Origin of the sequence: Microbacterium sp. NPDC087665 (genome assembly GCF_044743285.1) — a bacterium.
Classification (GTDB): Bacteria; Actinomycetota; Actinomycetes; order Actinomycetales; family Microbacteriaceae; genus Microbacterium.
In genome coordinates, this window is the sequence record NZ_JBIUWD010000004.1 from 32,956 (window position 1) to 48,862 (window position 15,907).

Annotated in this window: 17 protein-coding genes; 10 read left to right on the plus strand and 7 right to left on the minus strand. The window is 66.5% G+C overall.

What is annotated here, in order from left to right:
- Nucleotides 1-37 precede the first annotated feature (37 nt).
- Together ftsY and ACIOSY_RS09985 are read left to right on the plus strand one after the other, a co-directional pair.
- Nucleotides 38-910 (plus strand): signal recognition particle-docking protein FtsY, encoded by an 873-nt coding sequence (gene ftsY / locus ACIOSY_RS09980; protein WP_400852718.1) that lies wholly within the window; start codon nucleotides 38-40, stop codon nucleotides 908-910.
- Between the two features lie 44 nt (nucleotides 911-954).
- A complete protein-coding gene (locus tag ACIOSY_RS09985) occupies nucleotides 955-1,455 on the plus strand; it encodes a DUF2004 domain-containing protein (RefSeq protein WP_400852720.1) in 501 nt (166 codons plus the stop codon).
- 7 nt (nucleotides 1,456-1,462) lie between these two features.
- On the opposite strand, the gene lipA is transcribed toward ACIOSY_RS09985, so the two are convergent.
- Together lipA and lipB are read right to left on the minus strand one after the other, a co-directional pair.
- Nucleotides 1,463-2,452, minus strand: a complete 990-nt coding sequence (gene lipA, locus ACIOSY_RS09990; protein WP_400852722.1) for a lipoyl synthase — start codon at nucleotides 2,450-2,452, stop codon at nucleotides 1,463-1,465.
- On the minus strand, nucleotides 2,449-3,087 hold the full coding sequence (gene lipB / locus ACIOSY_RS09995; protein ID WP_400852724.1) for a lipoyl(octanoyl) transferase LipB: 639 nt from the start codon (nucleotides 3,085-3,087) through the stop codon (nucleotides 2,449-2,451). Before lipB ends, lipA begins: the two co-directional genes overlap by 4 nt.
- Before the next feature lie 95 nt (nucleotides 3,088-3,182).
- Here lipB and ACIOSY_RS10000 point away from each other — a divergent pair, with 95 nt between their 5' ends.
- Nucleotides 3,183-3,770 (plus strand): TetR/AcrR family transcriptional regulator, encoded by a 588-nt coding sequence (locus ACIOSY_RS10000; RefSeq protein WP_400852726.1) that lies wholly within the window; start codon nucleotides 3,183-3,185, stop codon nucleotides 3,768-3,770.
- A gap of 58 nt (nucleotides 3,771-3,828) precedes the next feature.
- The gene (gene ffh / locus ACIOSY_RS10005; RefSeq protein ID WP_400852728.1) at nucleotides 3,829-5,385 is read left to right on the plus strand and encodes a signal recognition particle protein; all 1,557 of its coding nucleotides are present in this window, start codon (nucleotides 3,829-3,831) and stop codon (nucleotides 5,383-5,385) included.
- Here ffh and ACIOSY_RS10010 read toward each other — a convergent pair.
- Complete coding sequence (locus ACIOSY_RS10010; RefSeq protein ID WP_400852730.1) at nucleotides 5,361-6,308, minus strand: EamA family transporter; 948 nt, start codon at nucleotides 6,306-6,308, stop codon at nucleotides 5,361-5,363. The genes ffh and ACIOSY_RS10010 overlap by 25 nt on opposite strands.
- A 78-nt stretch (nucleotides 6,309-6,386) precedes the next feature.
- On the opposite strand from ACIOSY_RS10010, the gene ACIOSY_RS10015 reads away from it, so the two are divergent.
- Nucleotides 6,387-7,271, plus strand: coding sequence for a LysR family transcriptional regulator (locus tag ACIOSY_RS10015; RefSeq protein ID WP_400852732.1), 885 nt, complete (start codon nucleotides 6,387-6,389; stop codon nucleotides 7,269-7,271).
- A 54-nt stretch (nucleotides 7,272-7,325) separates the two neighbouring features.
- Here ACIOSY_RS10015 and glpK read toward each other — a convergent pair whose 3' ends face one another.
- The 3 genes from glpK to ACIOSY_RS10030 all read right to left on the minus strand — a co-directional run bounded on the left by glpK (nucleotide 7,326) and on the right by ACIOSY_RS10030 (nucleotide 11,435).
- Nucleotides 7,326-8,840: a glycerol kinase GlpK gene (glpK, locus tag ACIOSY_RS10020; RefSeq protein WP_400852734.1), complete on the minus strand. Its 1,515-nt coding sequence runs from the start codon at nucleotides 8,838-8,840 to the stop codon at nucleotides 7,326-7,328.
- Between the two features lie 39 nt (nucleotides 8,841-8,879).
- On the minus strand, nucleotides 8,880-9,635 hold the full coding sequence (locus ACIOSY_RS10025; protein WP_400852736.1) for an MIP/aquaporin family protein: 756 nt from the start codon (nucleotides 9,633-9,635) through the stop codon (nucleotides 8,880-8,882).
- Nucleotides 9,636-9,725: 90 nt separating this feature from the next.
- Nucleotides 9,726-11,435, minus strand: a complete 1,710-nt coding sequence (locus ACIOSY_RS10030) for an FAD-dependent oxidoreductase (protein WP_400852738.1) — start codon at nucleotides 11,433-11,435, stop codon at nucleotides 9,726-9,728.
- A gap of 102 nt (nucleotides 11,436-11,537) precedes the next feature.
- Here ACIOSY_RS10030 and ACIOSY_RS10035 point away from each other — a divergent pair, with 102 nt between their 5' ends.
- The gene (locus ACIOSY_RS10035) at nucleotides 11,538-12,509 is read left to right on the plus strand and encodes a sugar-binding transcriptional regulator (protein WP_400852740.1); all 972 of its coding nucleotides are present in this window, start codon (nucleotides 11,538-11,540) and stop codon (nucleotides 12,507-12,509) included.
- 3 nt (nucleotides 12,510-12,512) lie between these two features.
- On the opposite strand, the gene ACIOSY_RS10040 is transcribed toward ACIOSY_RS10035, so the two are convergent.
- Nucleotides 12,513-13,664: a glutamate--cysteine ligase gene (locus ACIOSY_RS10040; RefSeq protein ID WP_400852742.1), complete on the minus strand. Its 1,152-nt coding sequence runs from the start codon at nucleotides 13,662-13,664 to the stop codon at nucleotides 12,513-12,515.
- Between the two features lie 207 nt (nucleotides 13,665-13,871).
- Between ACIOSY_RS10040 and rpsP the strand changes: the two genes are divergently transcribed.
- The 4 genes from rpsP to trmD are packed head-to-tail and all read left to right on the plus strand — an operon-like array spanning nucleotide 13,872 to nucleotide 15,885.
- Complete coding sequence (gene rpsP, locus ACIOSY_RS10045) at nucleotides 13,872-14,309, plus strand: 30S ribosomal protein S16 (RefSeq protein WP_400852744.1); 438 nt, start codon at nucleotides 13,872-13,874, stop codon at nucleotides 14,307-14,309.
- Between the two features lie 6 nt (nucleotides 14,310-14,315).
- Complete coding sequence (locus ACIOSY_RS10050) at nucleotides 14,316-14,546, plus strand: RNA-binding protein (RefSeq protein WP_247622601.1); 231 nt, start codon at nucleotides 14,316-14,318, stop codon at nucleotides 14,544-14,546.
- Nucleotides 14,530-15,165, plus strand: a complete 636-nt coding sequence (gene rimM, locus ACIOSY_RS10055) for a ribosome maturation factor RimM (protein ID WP_400852747.1) — start codon at nucleotides 14,530-14,532, stop codon at nucleotides 15,163-15,165. The genes ACIOSY_RS10050 and rimM overlap by 17 nt, the downstream gene beginning before the upstream one ends.
- An 18-nt stretch (nucleotides 15,166-15,183) precedes the next feature.
- On the plus strand, nucleotides 15,184-15,885 hold the full coding sequence (trmD, locus tag ACIOSY_RS10060) for a tRNA (guanosine(37)-N1)-methyltransferase TrmD (RefSeq protein WP_400852749.1): 702 nt from the start codon (nucleotides 15,184-15,186) through the stop codon (nucleotides 15,883-15,885).
- Nucleotides 15,886-15,907 lie beyond the last annotated feature (22 nt).

The following is a 15,907-nucleotide window of genomic DNA, read 5'->3' on the forward strand; positions in this document are numbered from 1 at the left end:
CGCGGTCGGGATGCTGCCGTGCACGTAGGCTGGAGACATGGCGGATAAGTCCTGGTCTCTCGGTCGCGCGCTGCGCGGCATGTTCGTCAAGCCCACGATCGATGAGTCCACGTGGGACGACCTCGAGACGGCTCTGATCACCGCTGATTTCGGTCCCGACATCAGCGAGCGGATCGTCGACGAGTTGCGCGTGAAGGTCGAGCGATTCCGCACGACGGATCCGCAGGACCTTCAGCGGATGCTGCGCGAGACGCTCGAGGAGCATTTCGCGAAGTTCGACACCACGCTCAAACTGACCGAGCGTCCGGCCGTCGTCCTCGTCGTGGGCGTGAACGGCGTCGGGAAGACGACGACCATCGGCAAGTTCACGAAGTTCCTGCGTGGTTTCCAGCGCAGCGTGGTCGTGGGCGCCGCAGATACCTTCCGTGCCGCAGCCGTCGACCAGCTGGCGACCTGGGCGCAGCGCGGGGGAGCGGCCATCGTCCGCCCGCAGCAGGAGGGTCAGGACCCCGCCTCGGTCGCATTCCAGACGGTGGAGTACGCAGTGCGCGAGGGCATCGAGATCGCGATCATCGACACCGCAGGGCGCCTCCACACCAAGGGCGGCCTGATGGACGAACTGTCGAAGATCCGTCGAGTCATCGAGAAGCAGGCGCCGATCAGCGAGGTGCTGCTCGTGCTCGACGCGACCACCGGGCAGAACGGCGTGATGCAGGCCGAGTCCTTCCTCGAGCATGCCGGGGTCACCGGGCTCGTGCTGACCAAGCTCGACGGCTCCGCGAAGGGCGGTTTCGTCCTCGCCGTGCAGGAGCGCACGGGCATCCCCGTCAAGCTTCTCGGCCAAGGTGAGGGCATCGATGACCTCACAGGTTTCACCCCGCACGTCTTCGTGCAGGGGCTTGTCGGTTGAGGACGGGACTACCGTCGTGAGCATGAGGCTGGTTTCATAGCGGTATGGCGATCGAACACGACTACTTCGGGCTCCTCTCCTCCGGCCCAGACGGCTCGATCTTCTGGTCGGAGACCGTCGAACTCGGTGATCAGAGTGTCACCGTCGATCTCACCGCTCCCGACCAGGACGATGTGTCCCAAGAGGCACTCGACATCGCCGCGTCGCTCATCGCCGGCCTGGAGTCCGTCGACGACACGTCGCGCAGAGGCATGCTCGCCGAAGTCGACGATCGCACCAGTGAGGTGACGGAGTACATCCTGCAACAGCAGGAGGCATACGGCGACGAGCTCGTCGAGGTCTTGGTCGATGTCTCCGGCGATCCGGCGGTCGACATCATCCGGTCGCTCCGGCTGATGAGCATGACGATCCTGGCCGACGAGCACGGTGGATCCGAACCGTTCGCGGTGCTCGAGTACGCGCTCGACGCGGACTCGACCGATGACGTGCTCCTGGTGAACCTCGGATCCGATGGCACCGTTCAGTCGGTGATGAGCGCCGACTGACGCGGTCTCAGACCGCTTGGGCGAACCCTAGGTCGGCGCTCTCGGCGATGTGTGCGAGGTGCGGCGGGATCTCCCGTCCCTTCGAGACCATCGACTGCGCCCACAGCCGTCCGGCTCGATAGGACGAGCGCACGAGAGGACCGGCGAGGACGCCGAGGAAGCCGATGCGCTCCGCCTCTTCCTTGAACTCGACGAACTCGGCGGGCTTCACCCACCGAGCCACGGGAAGATGCCGCGGCGACGGTCGCAGGTACTGGGTGATGGTGATGATGTCGCAGCCCGCCTCGTGGAGGTCGTGAAGGGCCTGGACCACCTCTTCCGGCTCCTCGCCCATGCCGAGGATGAGGTTGGACTTCGTGATGAGCCCGGCGCTGCGACCCTGGGTGATCACGTCGAGCGAGCGCTCGTAACGGAACGCGGGCCGGATCCGCTTGAAGATGCGCGGAACGGTTTCGACGTTGTGCGCGAACACCTCGGGGCGGGCATCGAAGATCTGACCGAGGAACGCGGGATCGGCGTTGTGCTCGTTGGCGAGCAGCTCGACACCGGTGTTCGGATTGAGTTCGTGGATCTTTCGGACGGTCTCGGCGTTGAGCCATGCACCCGTGTCGGGAAGGTCGTCGCGCGCGACGCTCGTCACAGTGGCGTATCGCAGGTTCATCCGGGCGACGCTCTCGGCGACTCGACGCGGTTCATCGGTGTCGTAGTCATCCGGCTTGCCGGTGTCGATCTGGCAGAAGTCGCAGCGGCGGGTGCACTGAGAACCGCCGATGAGGAAGGTCGCCTCACGGTCCTCCCAGCACTCGAAGATGTTGGGGCATCCCGCTTCCTGGCAGACGGTGTGCAGGTCTTCGCTCTTCACCAGCGATTGGAGCGCGGTGTACTCGGGGCCCATCTTGGCCTTCGTACGAATCCACTCCGGCTTGCGCTCGATCGGGGTCTCCGCGTTGCGGACCTCGAGGCGAAGCAGCTTGCGTCCTTCGGGAACGGCGGTCATGCGGAAACTCCTGCGTACTCGTGGGTGAACAGATCGATGACCGAGTCGATGACGTCTGCGGGGGCGACGTCGCGCCCCACGATCTCGCTCACCGTGGTCACTCCGGCGTCGGTGATGCCGCACGGGATGATCCCGCGGAAGCCGGAGAGCGTGTTGTCGCAGTTGATCGCGAAGCCGTGCATGGTCACTCCCTGCTGCACGCGCACGCCGATCGCGGCGACCTTGTCCTCGGAAAGGGGGCGCCGCACCCACACGCCGCTGCGGCCCTCGACCTGGTACCCGTTCACGCCGAGGGGGCGCAGCACCTCGATGAGCAACCGCTCCAGTCGACGCACATGGGCAACCACGTCGATCGGCTCCGGGAGCCGCACGATCGGGTATCCCACGAGTTGACCGGGACCATGCCAGGTGATCTTGCCTCCGCGATCGACGTCGATCACCGGTGTGCCGTCGGTGGGACGCTCGTGCGGCTCGGTGCGTTTGCCAGCCGTGTAGACGGCTTCATGCTCCAGGAGCACGAGGGTGTCGGGCCGGGTGCCGTCGACGACACCGGAGTGGATGTCGCGCTGCAGCTGCCACCCGGCCGGGTACGGAACGAAGTCCGGCGCGAGGCCGGCGGTGACGATTTCGAGCATCCTGTCTCCCTTGCAACGAGATTGTTGGAGTGCGTCCAACAATACCCGTGGTCGCGACGATCGTTCGCATCGCCGCCGCGCGGTAGCGTGAAGCCATGAACACGACCGGTCGCGCAGGGCGCCCCAAGGCGTCATCCCGCGAGACGCTGGCTGAGGCCGCGTGCGAACTCTTCCTCGAGCAGGGCTACGACGCGACGTCCGTCGCCGACATCACGCAGCGTGCCGGAGTGAGTCGGTCGAGCTTCTTCAACTACTTCTCCTCCAAGGGCGACGTCCTGTGGTCGGGAGTCGATGCCCGCATCGCGCGTGCGGTCGATGCGCTGGACGCCCTCGGGCCCCGCGCCGATGGCGCCTCCGTCCGCGCCATCCTGGCCGGAATCGTGCACGACTTCGAGCCCGACCCGCTCGCGCTGGCACTCCGCAATTCTGCGGCGATGGGTCTGCAGGACGAACTGGAGCGCGACACGGGCGTTCGACACGCTCGTCTGTCGGCGGCGGTGGCGCGTGCCGCGCGCGGCGCGGAGATCGACGTCGTGCGAGCGGACATCCTGGGAGCGGCGCACGCCACCGCCGTGCTGTCGTCACTGCGGGTGTGGGCCGAGGAGGGTGCGGGGCAGGGATCGCCGGATGCCGTTCTCCGCGAGGCGCTGGGACTCGTGTACGACCTCCCCTGGTCGATCTGAGGCGGTTCCGCCTCCGATACGGGGGAGTGCGGGCGACTCGCGTAGAATCGTACGCACCATGGCTACGTTTGGCACGCTCTCCGATCGGCTCACTGAGACCTTCCGCAATCTGCGCACGAAGGGAAAGCTCACAGCAAGCGACGTCGACGGCACGGTACGGGAGATCCGGCGTGCCCTGCTCGACGCCGACGTCGCGCTGGTCGTTGTCAAGGACTTCACGGCGAAGGTGCGCGAACGCGCGCTCGGCGACGAGGTCAACAAGGCGTTGAACCCCGCGCAGCAGGTCGTGCAGATCGTCAACGAAGAGCTCGTGCAGATCCTCGGCGGCGAGCAGCGCCGACTGCAGTTCGCCAAGACCGCGCCGACGGTGATCATGCTCGCGGGCCTGCAGGGCTCCGGAAAGACGACGTTCGCAGGAAAGCTCGCCAAGCAGCTCGAAGGCGAAGGCCACACGCCGCTTCTGGTCGCCGCCGACCTGCAGCGCCCGAATGCCGTGAACCAGCTGCAGGTCGTCGCCGAGCAGGCGGGTGCAGCCGTCTACGCACCCCAGCCCGGCAACGGCGTCGGCGACCCGGTCAAGGTCTCGCGTGAGGGTGTCGACTACGCACGACGTCAGCAGCACGACGTGGTCATCATCGACACGGCCGGACGCCTCGGTGTCGATGCCGAACTCATGAAGCAGGCCGCCGACATCCGCAAGGCCGTCGACCCGGACGAGGTCTTGTTCGTCATCGACGCGATGATCGGTCAGGACGCCGTCAACACGGCCAAGGCCTTCCAGGAAGGCGTCGACTTCACCGGTGTCGTGCTGTCGAAGCTCGACGGCGACGCGCGCGGTGGCGCCGCGCTCTCCGTGGCATCGATCACCGGTCGCCCGATCATCTTCGCATCGACGGGCGAGCGGCTCGAAGACCTCGAGGCCTTCCACCCCGACCGTATGGCGAGCCGCATCCTCGACCTCGGAGACATCCTCACCCTCATCGAGCAGGCCCAGCAGGCCTTCGATGAGGAAGAGGCCGTCAAGATGGCGGAGAAGCTCGCGACAGAGCAGTTCACGCTCGAAGATTTCCTCGACCAGCTTCAGCAGATGAAGAAGATGGGCTCGATGAAGAAGATGCTGGGGATGCTCCCCGGTATGGGCCAGATGAAGCAGCAGCTGGAAGACTTCGACGAGAAGGAGATCGACCGCACCGAGGCGATCATCCGCTCGATGACCCCGGGGGAGCGCCGCAACCCGAAGGTCCTCAACGGCTCGCGTCGCCTGCGCATCGCTCGTGGTTCCGGAATGACGGTGACCGACGTCAACCAGCTGGTCGCCCGCTTCGAGCAGGCAGCGAAAATGATGAAGACCGTGGCTCGCGGTGGCACTCCGAACATTCCGGGAATGGGTGCGGTACCGGGCATGGGACGCCCGGGCGCATCGTCCAAGCGCGGCAAGAAGGCCAAGTCGTCGGGCGGATCCCGCTCCGGCAACCCGGCGAAGCGCGCGGCCGAGAACGCCGGCGTCGCCACGGCATCGCAGCCGACGGGTTCGGGCTTCGGCCTGGGCGGCGGGGCGAAGGCACCGACCGAGGCCGACCTCGCCGAGATTCAGAAGCTCTTCGGCAAGAGCTGAGTCGCGCGGTCATGGCTGCGGGGCGTCGATGCGACGCCGGCAGCACTCGCTGAGTCCGTCGACGTCGTCGATCGAGGGCGCGAGACGAGCTGTCCGCCGACGAGCGCCCCGAGCACCGCGACGATTCCGAGCGTTTGAACGAGCGTGAACGACTCTCCCGTCACGATTCCCAGGACGGCCGCCACGACCGGCGAGAGCAGCGCGAGGAGCCCGGGGGCGACCACCGGAAGCTGCTGAATGCCGTGGAACCACAGGGTGTAGGCGATGAGGCCGCCGACCGTCGCGAGCCACAGGTATCCGAGCATCGCCGGGGCGTCGATCACGGGAGGCGCGCCTTCGAGGAGAACAGTCACCGGGAGTAGCAGGAGTCCGCCTGCGGTGAGCTGCCAGCCCGCGTAGGCGACGGGGCCGACGCCCGGTGGGCGCCCCCATTTCTTCGTGAGGATCATCCCGAACCCCGTTGCCGTCACGCCGCCCACGGCCGCAGCGATCCCCAGCGCATCGAGTCGCGCAGCAGGGCCGAGCGCCACCAGGGCGACTCCTCCGGCACCGGTCACGGCAGCGATGGCCGCAGCCGGGCGGATCCGATCGTGCAGCATGAGTGAGCCCAGCACCAGCACGATGAGAGGCTGCGCTCCGGCCACCGCGGCTGCGGCGCCGCCGGGGAGTCGTTCGGCAGCCAGGAACAGCAGCGGGAAGAATGCGCCGATGTTCAGCCCGCCGAGCACGAGAGACTTCCCCCACCACGCCCCGCGGGGGAGACGGCGCGCGAGGACGAGCGCCAGGAGCCCTGCGGGCAGCGACCGGAGAAGGGCTGCGAAGAGCGGATGCCCCGGCGGAAGCAGCTCCGTCGTCACGAAGTACGTCGTCCCCCATGAGATGGGCGCCAATGCGGTGAGAAGCAGGAGTCGAACACGTTTCATGCCTCCAGCGTGCTCCGCGCACGAACATGAGTCCAACGCATTCTTGTCACCACGAGCATGAACGGTCATCATGAATGTATGGACTTGCAGCAACTCCGGTACGTCGTCGAAGTCGCCGCGAACGCGAGCTTCACCCGCGCCGCGGAGAAGTGCTTCGTCACCCAGTCGGCCCTGAGTCACCAGATCGCGGCGCTGGAGCGTGAGCTGGGCGAGCGTCTCTTCGTGCGTTCGAGCCGCAGCGTGCGCCTCACAGAGGCCGGCGAAGCCTTCCTGGGGCCCGCGAGGAGCGCTCTCGCCGCCGCGGAGCGAGCGAAGGAGGCGGTGGCCACCACGGCAGCGGCTGTGGTCGGCCCGCTCCGCCTCGGTGTGATCCCGACGGTCACCGCCGTGCGCGTTCCGCGCGTGCTGTCCGCCTTCCGCGACGCGTACCCCGCCGTGCGCGTCGAGATGGAGATGGGTAACAGCGACACCCTCATGCGGGCGATATCCGAGGATCGAATCGATGTCGCGATCCTGGGGCTGCGCGACGGCGTCGTGCCCGCAGGAGTCGCCTACCGTCGTCTCTCTTCGGAGCGTCTGGTGGCGGTACTCCACCGGGACCACCCGCTCGCAGGCCGGAGGCGACTGAGCCTGGAAGACCTCGAAGGCGCCGTGTTCGCAGACTTCCCTCGGGGGACGTCGGGGCGTGCGCAAAGCGATGTCGCCTTCGCCGCCGTGGGGGTGTCGCGCGATGTCGCCTTCGAGGTGGACTCCGCGAGCCTGATGCTCGACCTGGTCACGGAGGGACTCGCCTCAGCGCTGCTGGCGCCCGGAGTCGTCGATCCGGCCCGCGACGGCATCTCGACCGTCGCCGTCGTCGACGGGCCCCGACGGATCGAGTATGTCGCGTGGGAGGCGGAATCGCCCCGTCGCGTGGCTACTGCTTTCCTCGACGTGCTCGAGGCGACGGCATCCGCGGAATGAAAAGGGGCGGATCCGGAGGTTCCTCCGGATCCGCCCCCACTCAATGGTGAACGACTACTTCACGTCCTCGTCGACCCAGTCCATCGACTTGGTGACGGCCTTGCGCCACAGACGCAGTTGGCGGTCGCGCTCTCCGTCTTCCATCGAGGGCTCCCAGCGACGGTCTTCCTGCCAGTTGGCAGACAGGTCGTCGAGACCGTCCCAGAAACCGACGGCGAGGCCGGCGGCGTATGCGGCGCCCAGGGCTGTCGTCTCCGCGACGACGGGACGCACGACCGGAACACCGAGCACATCGGCCTGGAACTGCATGAGAGCGTCGTTGGCGACCATGCCGCCATCGACCTTGAGCTCGGTCAGATCCACACCGGCGTCCGCGTTCACGGCATCCAGCACGTCGCGGGTCTGGAAGGCCACGGCCTCGAGAGCGGCGCGAGCGATGTGGTTCTTGTTCGCGTAGCGGGTGAGACCCACGATCGCGCCGCGAGCGTCGGAGCGCCAGTACGGCGCGAACAGACCCGAGAACGCCGGAACGATGTACACGCCACCGTTGTCCTCGACCTTGTCGGCGAGTTCTTCGACCTCGGGAGCCGAGGAGATGATGCCGAGCTGGTCGCGCAGCCACTGGATCAGCGAGCCCGTGACGGCGATCGAACCCTCGAGCGCGTAGTGCGTCGGCCCGTCACCGAGCTTGTACCCGACGGTGGTGAGCAGCCCGTTCTTCGAGTGGACGATCTCTTCGCCCGTGTTGAAGATGAGGAAGCAACCCGTTCCGTAGGTGTTCTTGCTCTCGCCCTTCTGGAAGGCCGCCTGGCCGAAGGTCGCGGCCTGCTGGTCGCCCAGGATGCCGGCGATCGGCGTCTCGCGCAGCAGCGAGGAGTCCTCCGCTGCCCCGTAGACCTCGGACGAGGAGCGGATCTCCGGCATCATCGAGCGCGGCACACCGAACGCCTCGAGGATGTCGTCGCGCCACTCGAGCGTCTCGAGATCCATGAACATCGTGCGCGACGCGTTGGTGACGTCGGTCACGTGCACGCCGCCGTCAGCGCCGCCGGTCAGGTTCCAGAGAACCCAGCTGTCGGTGGTGCCGAAGATCAGGTCACCGGCCTCCGCCTTCTCGCGCGCACCCTCGACATTCTCGAGGATCCAGGCGATCTTGGTGCCCGAGAAGTAGGTCGCGAGCGGAAGACCGACGACCGGCTTGAACCGCTCGACGCCACCGTCTGCGGCCAGACGATCCACGATGTCCTGCGTGCGCGTGTCCTGCCAGACGATGGCGTTGTAGGCCGGCTTGCCGGTCGTCTTGTCCCAGACGACTGCGGTCTCGCGCTGGTTGGTGATGCCCACAGCGGCGATGTCGTGGCGGGTCAGATCGGCGCGGCTCAATGCCAGACCGATGACCTCCTGCACATTGCGCCAGATCTCGGAGGCATCGTGCTCGACCCAGCCGGCTTTCGGCAGAATCTGCTCGTGCTCCTTCTGGCCCGTCGCGATGATGCTCCCCTTCTTGTCGAAGATGATCGCGCGGCTGGATGTGGTTCCCTGGTCGATGGCGAGGATGTAGTCAGCCATTGTGTTTTCTCCTTTGAAGTGGGATTCGGACGGTCAGCGTCAGGCGGCGAGGCCGAGGAGTGCCGGAGCGGCGAGAGCCGCGATCGCACCACCGATGAGCGGGCCGACGACGGGGACCCAGGAGTAGCTCCAGTCGCTCGAGCCCTTGCCCTTGATCGGAAGGATCGCGTGGGCGATGCGGGGGCCGAGGTCACGGGCCGGGTTGATCGCGTAACCGGTCGGTCCACCGAGGGAGGCGCCGATCGCGACGACGAGCAGAGCGACCGGGAGGGCCGTGAGCGGTCCGAGGCCTCCGGGCGTTCCGACCTCGATGTCGCCGTAGTCGGCGAAGCCGAAGATGACGAACACGAGCACGAACGTGCCGATGATCTCCGTGACGAGGTTCCAGCCGTAGGAGCGGATGGCGGGGCCGGTCGAGAAGACGCCGAGCTTGTTGGCTGCGTCCGGCTCCTCGTCGAAGTGCTGCTTGTACGCGAGCCAGACGACGATCGCACCGAGGATCGCACCGAGAAGCTCAGCGGCCGTGGCGACGAGGAACATCGTGAAGGTGATCTTGCCGGCGATCGCGAGGCCGATACCCACAGCGGGGTTCAGGATCGCGCCCGAGTAGGCCGAGACGATGACACCCGCGAACACCGCGAGGCCCCATCCCCAGTTGACCATCAGGAATCCGCCGCCGAACCCCTTGTTCTTGGCGAGGGCCACGTTGGCGACGACACCGCATCCGAGAAGGACGAGCATCGCGGTACCGACCAGTTCCGACAGGAAATAGAGACCGAGATTGACATCAGGCATGTCTTCATTGACCTTTCTTGCGGGTCATGGCCCCTCTGCCATGACTCCTTCTTGGGTGTACGTCGCGAGGAGGGCGACGGTCAGTTCTCGTCAGCCGCGGGTGCGGGAAGAGATGTCGAGGCCATGCCGCTCGTTGAGCAGCTGGCGGGTCTGGTCGAGTTCGGCGTCGTGGCGAGCACGGTCCCAGTCGAGCAGCGGTGCGAGTGCGTCTGCGATCTCGTCGAGCACCTGGGCGTCGGCGTTGCCGGTGAAGGCGATGCTCGTGCGTCGCAGCACGACATCCTGCAGACGAGCGACGAGCTCGTTCTGCACCATCCACTCGAGTTCGCGGGTGGAGAGGTCTCCTCCGGCGAGCGGAGCATCCGTGCCCTGCTCGACGTATTCCCACACCTGCGCGGCTCGCGTGCCGTAGCGCGTGAGCAGCTTCTGCGCGCGGTCGCCGGCTCCGGGAAGGTTCTCCTGGATCCAGGCGCGCTTCGCCTTCTCGGTGCGGGGGAAGTCACGCCCGCCTCCGATGGCACGTCCTGCCGTCGAGACCGTCCTCGTGCGGTTCAGCAGCCCGAGCACGACGTCCGAGAGCGATTCGCCGAGTGCACGGAACGTCGTCCACTTGCCGCCGACGAGGCTCACCAGGGGAACGGCACCGTCTTTGTCGACCTCGATGCGGTAGTCGCGGGAGACGAACCCGGGAGCGGTGTCCTCGTGACGGGGGAGCGGACGGATGCCCGAGAACCGGTACACGATCTGCTTCCGGTCGACATCGATCTGCGGGAAGACGTGGTGGATGAGTTCGAAGAAGTAGTCCACCTCTTCCTCGGTGCACACGGCCACTTCGCTCGGGTCGGCGTCGATGTCGGTGGTGCCGACGAGGACGCGCCCCTTGAGCGGGTAGATCAGCACGATGCGACCGTCGGAGTGCTCGAAGAAGATCTCGCGGCCGCGCGTCGCATCGAGCAGCTCCGGGTGATCGAGCACGATGTGGGAACCCTTGGTACCGCCCATGAAACGCGTGTCCGCGCCGAGCGCGTCATTGGTGAGGTCGGTCCAGGGGCCGGAGGAGTTCACGACGACATCGGCCTGCACGGTGAACTCCGTGCCGCTCTCGCGATCGCGGAGCACGACCTTCTCGCCGTCGCGGGCGATCGCTTCGACGTAGTTGAGCGCGTGCGCGCCCGGGTGGGCACTGCGGCCGTCCTGCAGCACGTCGAGTGCGAGCCGCTCGGGGTCGTGCATCGAGGCGTCGTAATAGGTGGCCGTGTACTTGATGTTCGGATCGAGGGCGGGAAGCTCGGCGAGCGAGCGCTTGCGGCCGAGGAACCGGTGGCGGGGCACGCTTCCGCCGTCGCGCGAGAACGTGTCGTAGATCGTCAGGCCGACCTTGATCAGGAAGGCACCGCGCTCCTGCGGCTTGCCGCTCTTGTGCGTGAGGAAGCGGAGGGGCGCGGAGAGGATTCCCGAGAACGTCGAGTAGATCGGGATCGTCGTCTGCAGGGGCTTGACGTAGTGCGGAGCGATGCGAAGGAGTCCGTTGCGCTCTTCGACCGATTCGCGGACCAGTCGGAACTCGCCGTTCTCGAGGTAGCGGATGCCGCCGTGGATCATGTGGCTCGATGCGGAGGACGCGCCCGAGGCGAAGTCTCCGCGTTCGACCAGGACGACATCGACGCCCTGGAGGGCGAGATCGCGGAATGTCGATATTCCGTTGATGCCGCCGCCGATGACGAGCACCGTCGTCCGTCCGGATTCACGGAGCGCACGTACGTCGTCGCGCTCGGGTGATGAGTGTGTCGATTCGATCATGCTCGAACTCTCTTCCTTGCTTGCCCCCAGCATCGACCCCCACGACCGCTGCGCGCAAGCCCAGTGCACATATGTGCAAGGATCGAGAACAAGGAGGCGGTTTTGGCAGACCACGGCGCGCATTCTCGTGATGCGAAACTGATCGCTGCGCTCACGGCAGCACAGCTGTACTACATGCAGGACAAGACCATGGAGGTGATCGCGAGAGAGCTGGGCACATCGCGGTCCTCCGTGTCGCGGCTTCTGAGCTACGCGCGCGAAAGCGGTCTCGTCGACATCCGCATCAACTCACCCCTGGAACGCCTGGGGATGCTGGAGCAGCGGATCCGCGATCGTCACCGCATCGCGGCGCACGTCGTTCCGATGCCCGAGATCGTCAGCGAGGTCGAGCGCCTCGAGAGGGTGGCCCTCACGGCGGGAAGACTGCTCTCGCAGTTCGTGGACTCGAACATGATCATCGGCGTGGCCTGGGGATCGACGATCAGCGCCGTGAGCCGCGGCCTGACGCAGAAAGAGACGCACAACACGACATTCGTGCAGCTCAACGGCGCGGGCAACACCCAGACCAGTGGGGTCGAGTACTCGAGCGACATCCTTCAGCGGTTCGGCAGCGCCTTCGGTGCGCAGGTGCAGCAGTTCCCCGTTCCCGCGTTCTTCGACGATCCGGCCACGCGCGAGGCGATGTGGCGCGAACGCAGCACGCGGCGAGTCCTCGATCTGCAGTCGAAGATGGACATCGCGGTGTTCAGTCTGGGCTCGCCCGCCGCAGAGGTGCCGAGCCGTGTCTACGTCGGCGGATACCTCGGACGCGAGGACTACCGCAGCCTTCGCGAGGACCACGCCATCGGCGATGTCGCAACGGTGTTCTTCCGGGCGGACGGTTCCTGGCGCGACATCCGCTTGAACGCTCGTGCGACCGGCCCCGGACTGGACCGGCTCCGCCGCGTGCCGCGTCGCGTCTGCGTCGTGTCGGGCATCCCGAAGCTGGCGAGCGTGCGGGCCGCGATCGCATCCGATCTGATCACCGATGTGGTTCTCGACGAAGGGCTCGCGAGGCAGCTCGCGGACGGCTGACGCTCACGACTCGTCGGTCGACGCCTCGGGACCGGAACGGAACTCCCGGATCAGGTGGTGGACGACGGCCCTGAGATCGCCGCCGGATGCCTCCGCGACAGCGACCTGACGTGCATAGCTCGCCCCGTCGCTCAGAATCGTGTCGATGCTCCGGAACTCGCGGGCGCACTCGAGGTCGACGGCGATCGGGGTCAGCTCGTCGAGGATCTGAGCGAGATGTTCGCGCACGGGGCGCTGATCGCCCGCCGCATCGACGATCACCCGAGCCTCCAGTCCGTACCGAGCCGCCCGCCACTTGTTCTCCCGATGGAACCAGGCGGGAAGCACCGGGAGCGCCCGGCCTTCGTCGAGCATCCGGGAGAAGTGCTCGACCAGCACCTGCACGAGAGAGGCGACGGCGGCGAGTTCGGGCAGCGTCGACATCCCGTCGCACGCCCGCACCTCGATCGTTCCCCACCGCGGCGCGGGTCGGATGTCCCAGCGCACCTCCGACGGATCCTTCATCACACCGGTCCGGACCATGTCCTCCATGTAGGCCTCGAACTGCGCCCAATCCTGCAGAGCCCAGGGGAGCCCTGCGGTCGGGAGCTGTTGGAACACGAGCGCTCGGTTGGAGGCGTATCCCGTGCTCTCGCCGGCCCAGAACGGGCTGGAGGCCGCGAGGGCCTGCAGATGAGGCAGATAGGCGGTGAGGGCGTTGATGATCGGGAAGACCTTGCGATGATCCTCGACGCCCACGTGCACATGGATGCCCCAGATCATCATGTTGCGTCCCCACCATTGGGTGCGCTCGATCAGGGAGTGATACCGCGTCTTGTCGGTGACTCGCTGGTCGTACCACTGCGCGAAAGGATGGCTGCCCGCGGAGAGGAGTTCGATTCCGATCGGATCCGTCGCCGACCTCACCGCTGAGATCGCGCGGGCGATGTCATCGACCGCGTGCGCGACGGACGCGCCCACTCCGCTTGTCACCTCGATCGTGTTCGTCAGCAGCTCGCCGGTGACGGTGTGACGTTCATCGGCGCTCTGCTCCTCCAACTCGGCGAGGAGCTCGGGAGCACGGCCGGTGAGATCGCCGCTCTCCGGATCGGCGAGCATGATCTCCCATTCCAGGCCGACGGTGGACCGGGCGGACGGGGCGAAATCGAGCTTCACGAGCACAGTCTGGCACGGTGACGGAGCGACACGACAACGCGCGGGTCCTCACGTTTCGCGACTCGGGCGCGCATCTGGCAGAATAGAAGGTCGGACGACCTGCTCGACCCTCTATCCAGCATTCGTCCTCCCTTTTGAGCTTCCGCCGGGTGTGCACCCCACGCTCCAGGCGATCAGTTCCTTCCTTCCACACAATTCAGGAGAATCGTGGCTGTTAAGATTCGTCTCAAGCGCCTGGGCAAGATCCGCGCGCCGTACTACCGCATCGTCGTCGCCGACTCGAAGACCAAGCGCGATGGTCGCGTGATCGAGGAGATCGGCAAGTACCACCCCACTGAGGAGCCCTCGTTCATCGAGGTCAACTCCGAGCGTGCGCAGTACTGGCTCTCCGTCGGCGCTCAGCCGACCGAGCAGGTCGCCGCCATCCTGAAGATCACGGGTGACTGGGGCAAGTTCAAGGGCGACAAGGACGCGAAGTCCACTCTCAAGGTCAAGGAGCCCAAGGTTCCCTTCGAGATCGACGCATCCAAGAAGTCCGTCGTCAAGCCCAAGGCTGAGAAGAAGGTGGAGACTCCCGCTGAGGAGGCTCCCGCCGTCAAGGCCGACGCGGAGGCCGCTGAGGCTCCCGCCGCCGACGCAGAGTAATTCGTCGTGCTCGCCGCCGCGCTCGAACACATCGTCAAGGGGATCGTCGATCACCCGGAAGATGTCCGTATCACTGCTTCCACGTCGCCGCGAGGCGACCTGCTCGAGGTGCGTGTGCACCCCGACGATCGTGGACGCGTGATCGGGCGCGGCGGCCGCACGGCCAAGGCACTGCGCACTCTCGTCGCCGCTCTGGCCGACGGGCGTCGCGTGCGCGTCGATGTCGCGGACGACTGACGTGGTGCCGAAAGAAGAAGCACAACAGGGCAAGAACCAGCTGCGCGTCGGTCGCCTCGTCAAGGCCCATGGCCTCAAGGGCGCGCTCAAGTTGGAGCTCTACACCGACAACCCCGAGCGCCGTTTCACTCAGGGAGCCGAGTTCACGTTGCAGGTGCCCGAGGCATCTCCGTGGCACGGCAAGAACGTCGTCGTTCGCGAATACCGCGTGATGAACGGCAATCCGGTCGTCTTCTTCGACGATGTCGATGACCGCGAAGCGGCCGAGACCCTCGTGCGGGCGATCCTCTGGATCGATCAGGACAACGACGAGGTCGAGGACAACGCCTGGTTCGACCATCAGCTGGTCGGACTCGACGTCGTGCGCGACGATGTCGTCGTCGGCCGGGTCATGCGGGTCGAGCACTTCCCGGCGCAGGATCTCCTCATCATCAAGACCGGGGAGCAGGAGATCATGGTGCCGTTCGTCGAGGCGATCGTCCCCACGGTCGATGTCGCTGCGGGTCGCGTGATCGTCACACCGCCCGCCGGACTGTTCGAGGAGCTTCCCGACGCGGCTCGCGCCGACTCCGACGACGATGCATCCGACGAGTCCGCCGCCGACGCCCCGTCCGACTAGTCGCTGATTCGGGTCATCGTGCGCATCGACGTCCTTTCCATCTTCCCGTCGTACTTCGATGGACTCACGCTCTCCTTGCTCGGCAAGGCCCGTGACGCCGGCATCCTCGACGTGAATGTCCATGACCTCCGGGACTGGACGTCCGACCGGCACCGCACGGTGGATGACACGCCGTACGGAGGCGGCGCGGGAATGGTGATGAAGCCCGAGCCCTGGGGTCTCGCGCTCGACGAGATCACAGCTCAGTCCGATCGGCCGACGATCATCTTCCCATCGCCCGCCGGCGAGGTGTTCACGCAGGCGACGGCGCGGGACCTCGCGTCCCGCGAGCACATCGTCTTCGGGTGCGGCCGCTACGAAGGCATCGACGAGCGTGTCTTCGAGTACGCCGGATTCTTGGGGGAGGTACGTCTGATCAGCCTCGGCGACTACGTCCTCAACGGGGGAGAGGTCGCGACGATGGCGATGATCGAGGCGATCGGCCGCCTGATCCCCGGCGTCGTGGGCAACCCCGAAAGCCTGGTCGAAGAGTCGCACGAAGACGGGCTGCTCGAGTATCCGTCGTACACGAAGCCTGCGGTGTGGCGCGACCGTTCCGTGCCGGACATCCTCCTCAGCGGCAACCACGGGCGTATCGCGGAGTGGCGTCACGACCAGCAGATCGAGCGCACGCGTGCTCGTCGTCCTGACCTTCTGCCGGGCGACGAAACCCGCGACTAGCTCTCCCCAGGGCTCCCCAAGG

What these genes read in the sequence shown, in the direction of transcription:
- ACIOSY_RS10015 (WP_400852732.1), top strand. Translation starts at nt 6,387, where the DNA reads ATGGACTTGCAGCAACTCCGGTACGTCGTCGAAGTCGCCGCGAACGCG.
- lipB (WP_400852724.1), bottom strand. Translation starts at nt 3,087, where the DNA reads ATGCTCGAAATCGTCACCGCCGGCCTCGCGCCGGACTTCGTTCCGTAC.
- rimM (WP_400852747.1), top strand. Translation starts at nt 14,530, where the DNA reads ATGTCGCGGACGACTGACGTGGTGCCGAAAGAAGAAGCACAACAGGGC.
- ACIOSY_RS10000 (WP_400852726.1), top strand. Translation starts at nt 3,183, where the DNA reads ATGAACACGACCGGTCGCGCAGGGCGCCCCAAGGCGTCATCCCGCGAG.
- ftsY (WP_400852718.1), top strand. Translation starts at nt 38, where the DNA reads ATGGCGGATAAGTCCTGGTCTCTCGGTCGCGCGCTGCGCGGCATGTTC.
- ACIOSY_RS10025 (WP_400852736.1), bottom strand. Translation starts at nt 9,635, where the DNA reads ATGCCTGATGTCAATCTCGGTCTCTATTTCCTGTCGGAACTGGTCGGT.
- ACIOSY_RS09985 (WP_400852720.1), top strand. Translation starts at nt 955, where the DNA reads ATGGCGATCGAACACGACTACTTCGGGCTCCTCTCCTCCGGCCCAGAC.
- ffh (WP_400852728.1), top strand. Translation starts at nt 3,829, where the DNA reads ATGGCTACGTTTGGCACGCTCTCCGATCGGCTCACTGAGACCTTCCGC.
- lipA (WP_400852722.1), bottom strand. Translation starts at nt 2,452, where the DNA reads ATGACCGCCGTTCCCGAAGGACGCAAGCTGCTTCGCCTCGAGGTCCGC.
- ACIOSY_RS10010 (WP_400852730.1), bottom strand. Translation starts at nt 6,308, where the DNA reads ATGAAACGTGTTCGACTCCTGCTTCTCACCGCATTGGCGCCCATCTCA.
- glpK (WP_400852734.1), bottom strand. Translation starts at nt 8,840, where the DNA reads ATGGCTGACTACATCCTCGCCATCGACCAGGGAACCACATCCAGCCGC.
- ACIOSY_RS10030 (WP_400852738.1), bottom strand. Translation starts at nt 11,435, where the DNA reads ATGATCGAATCGACACACTCATCACCCGAGCGCGACGACGTACGTGCG.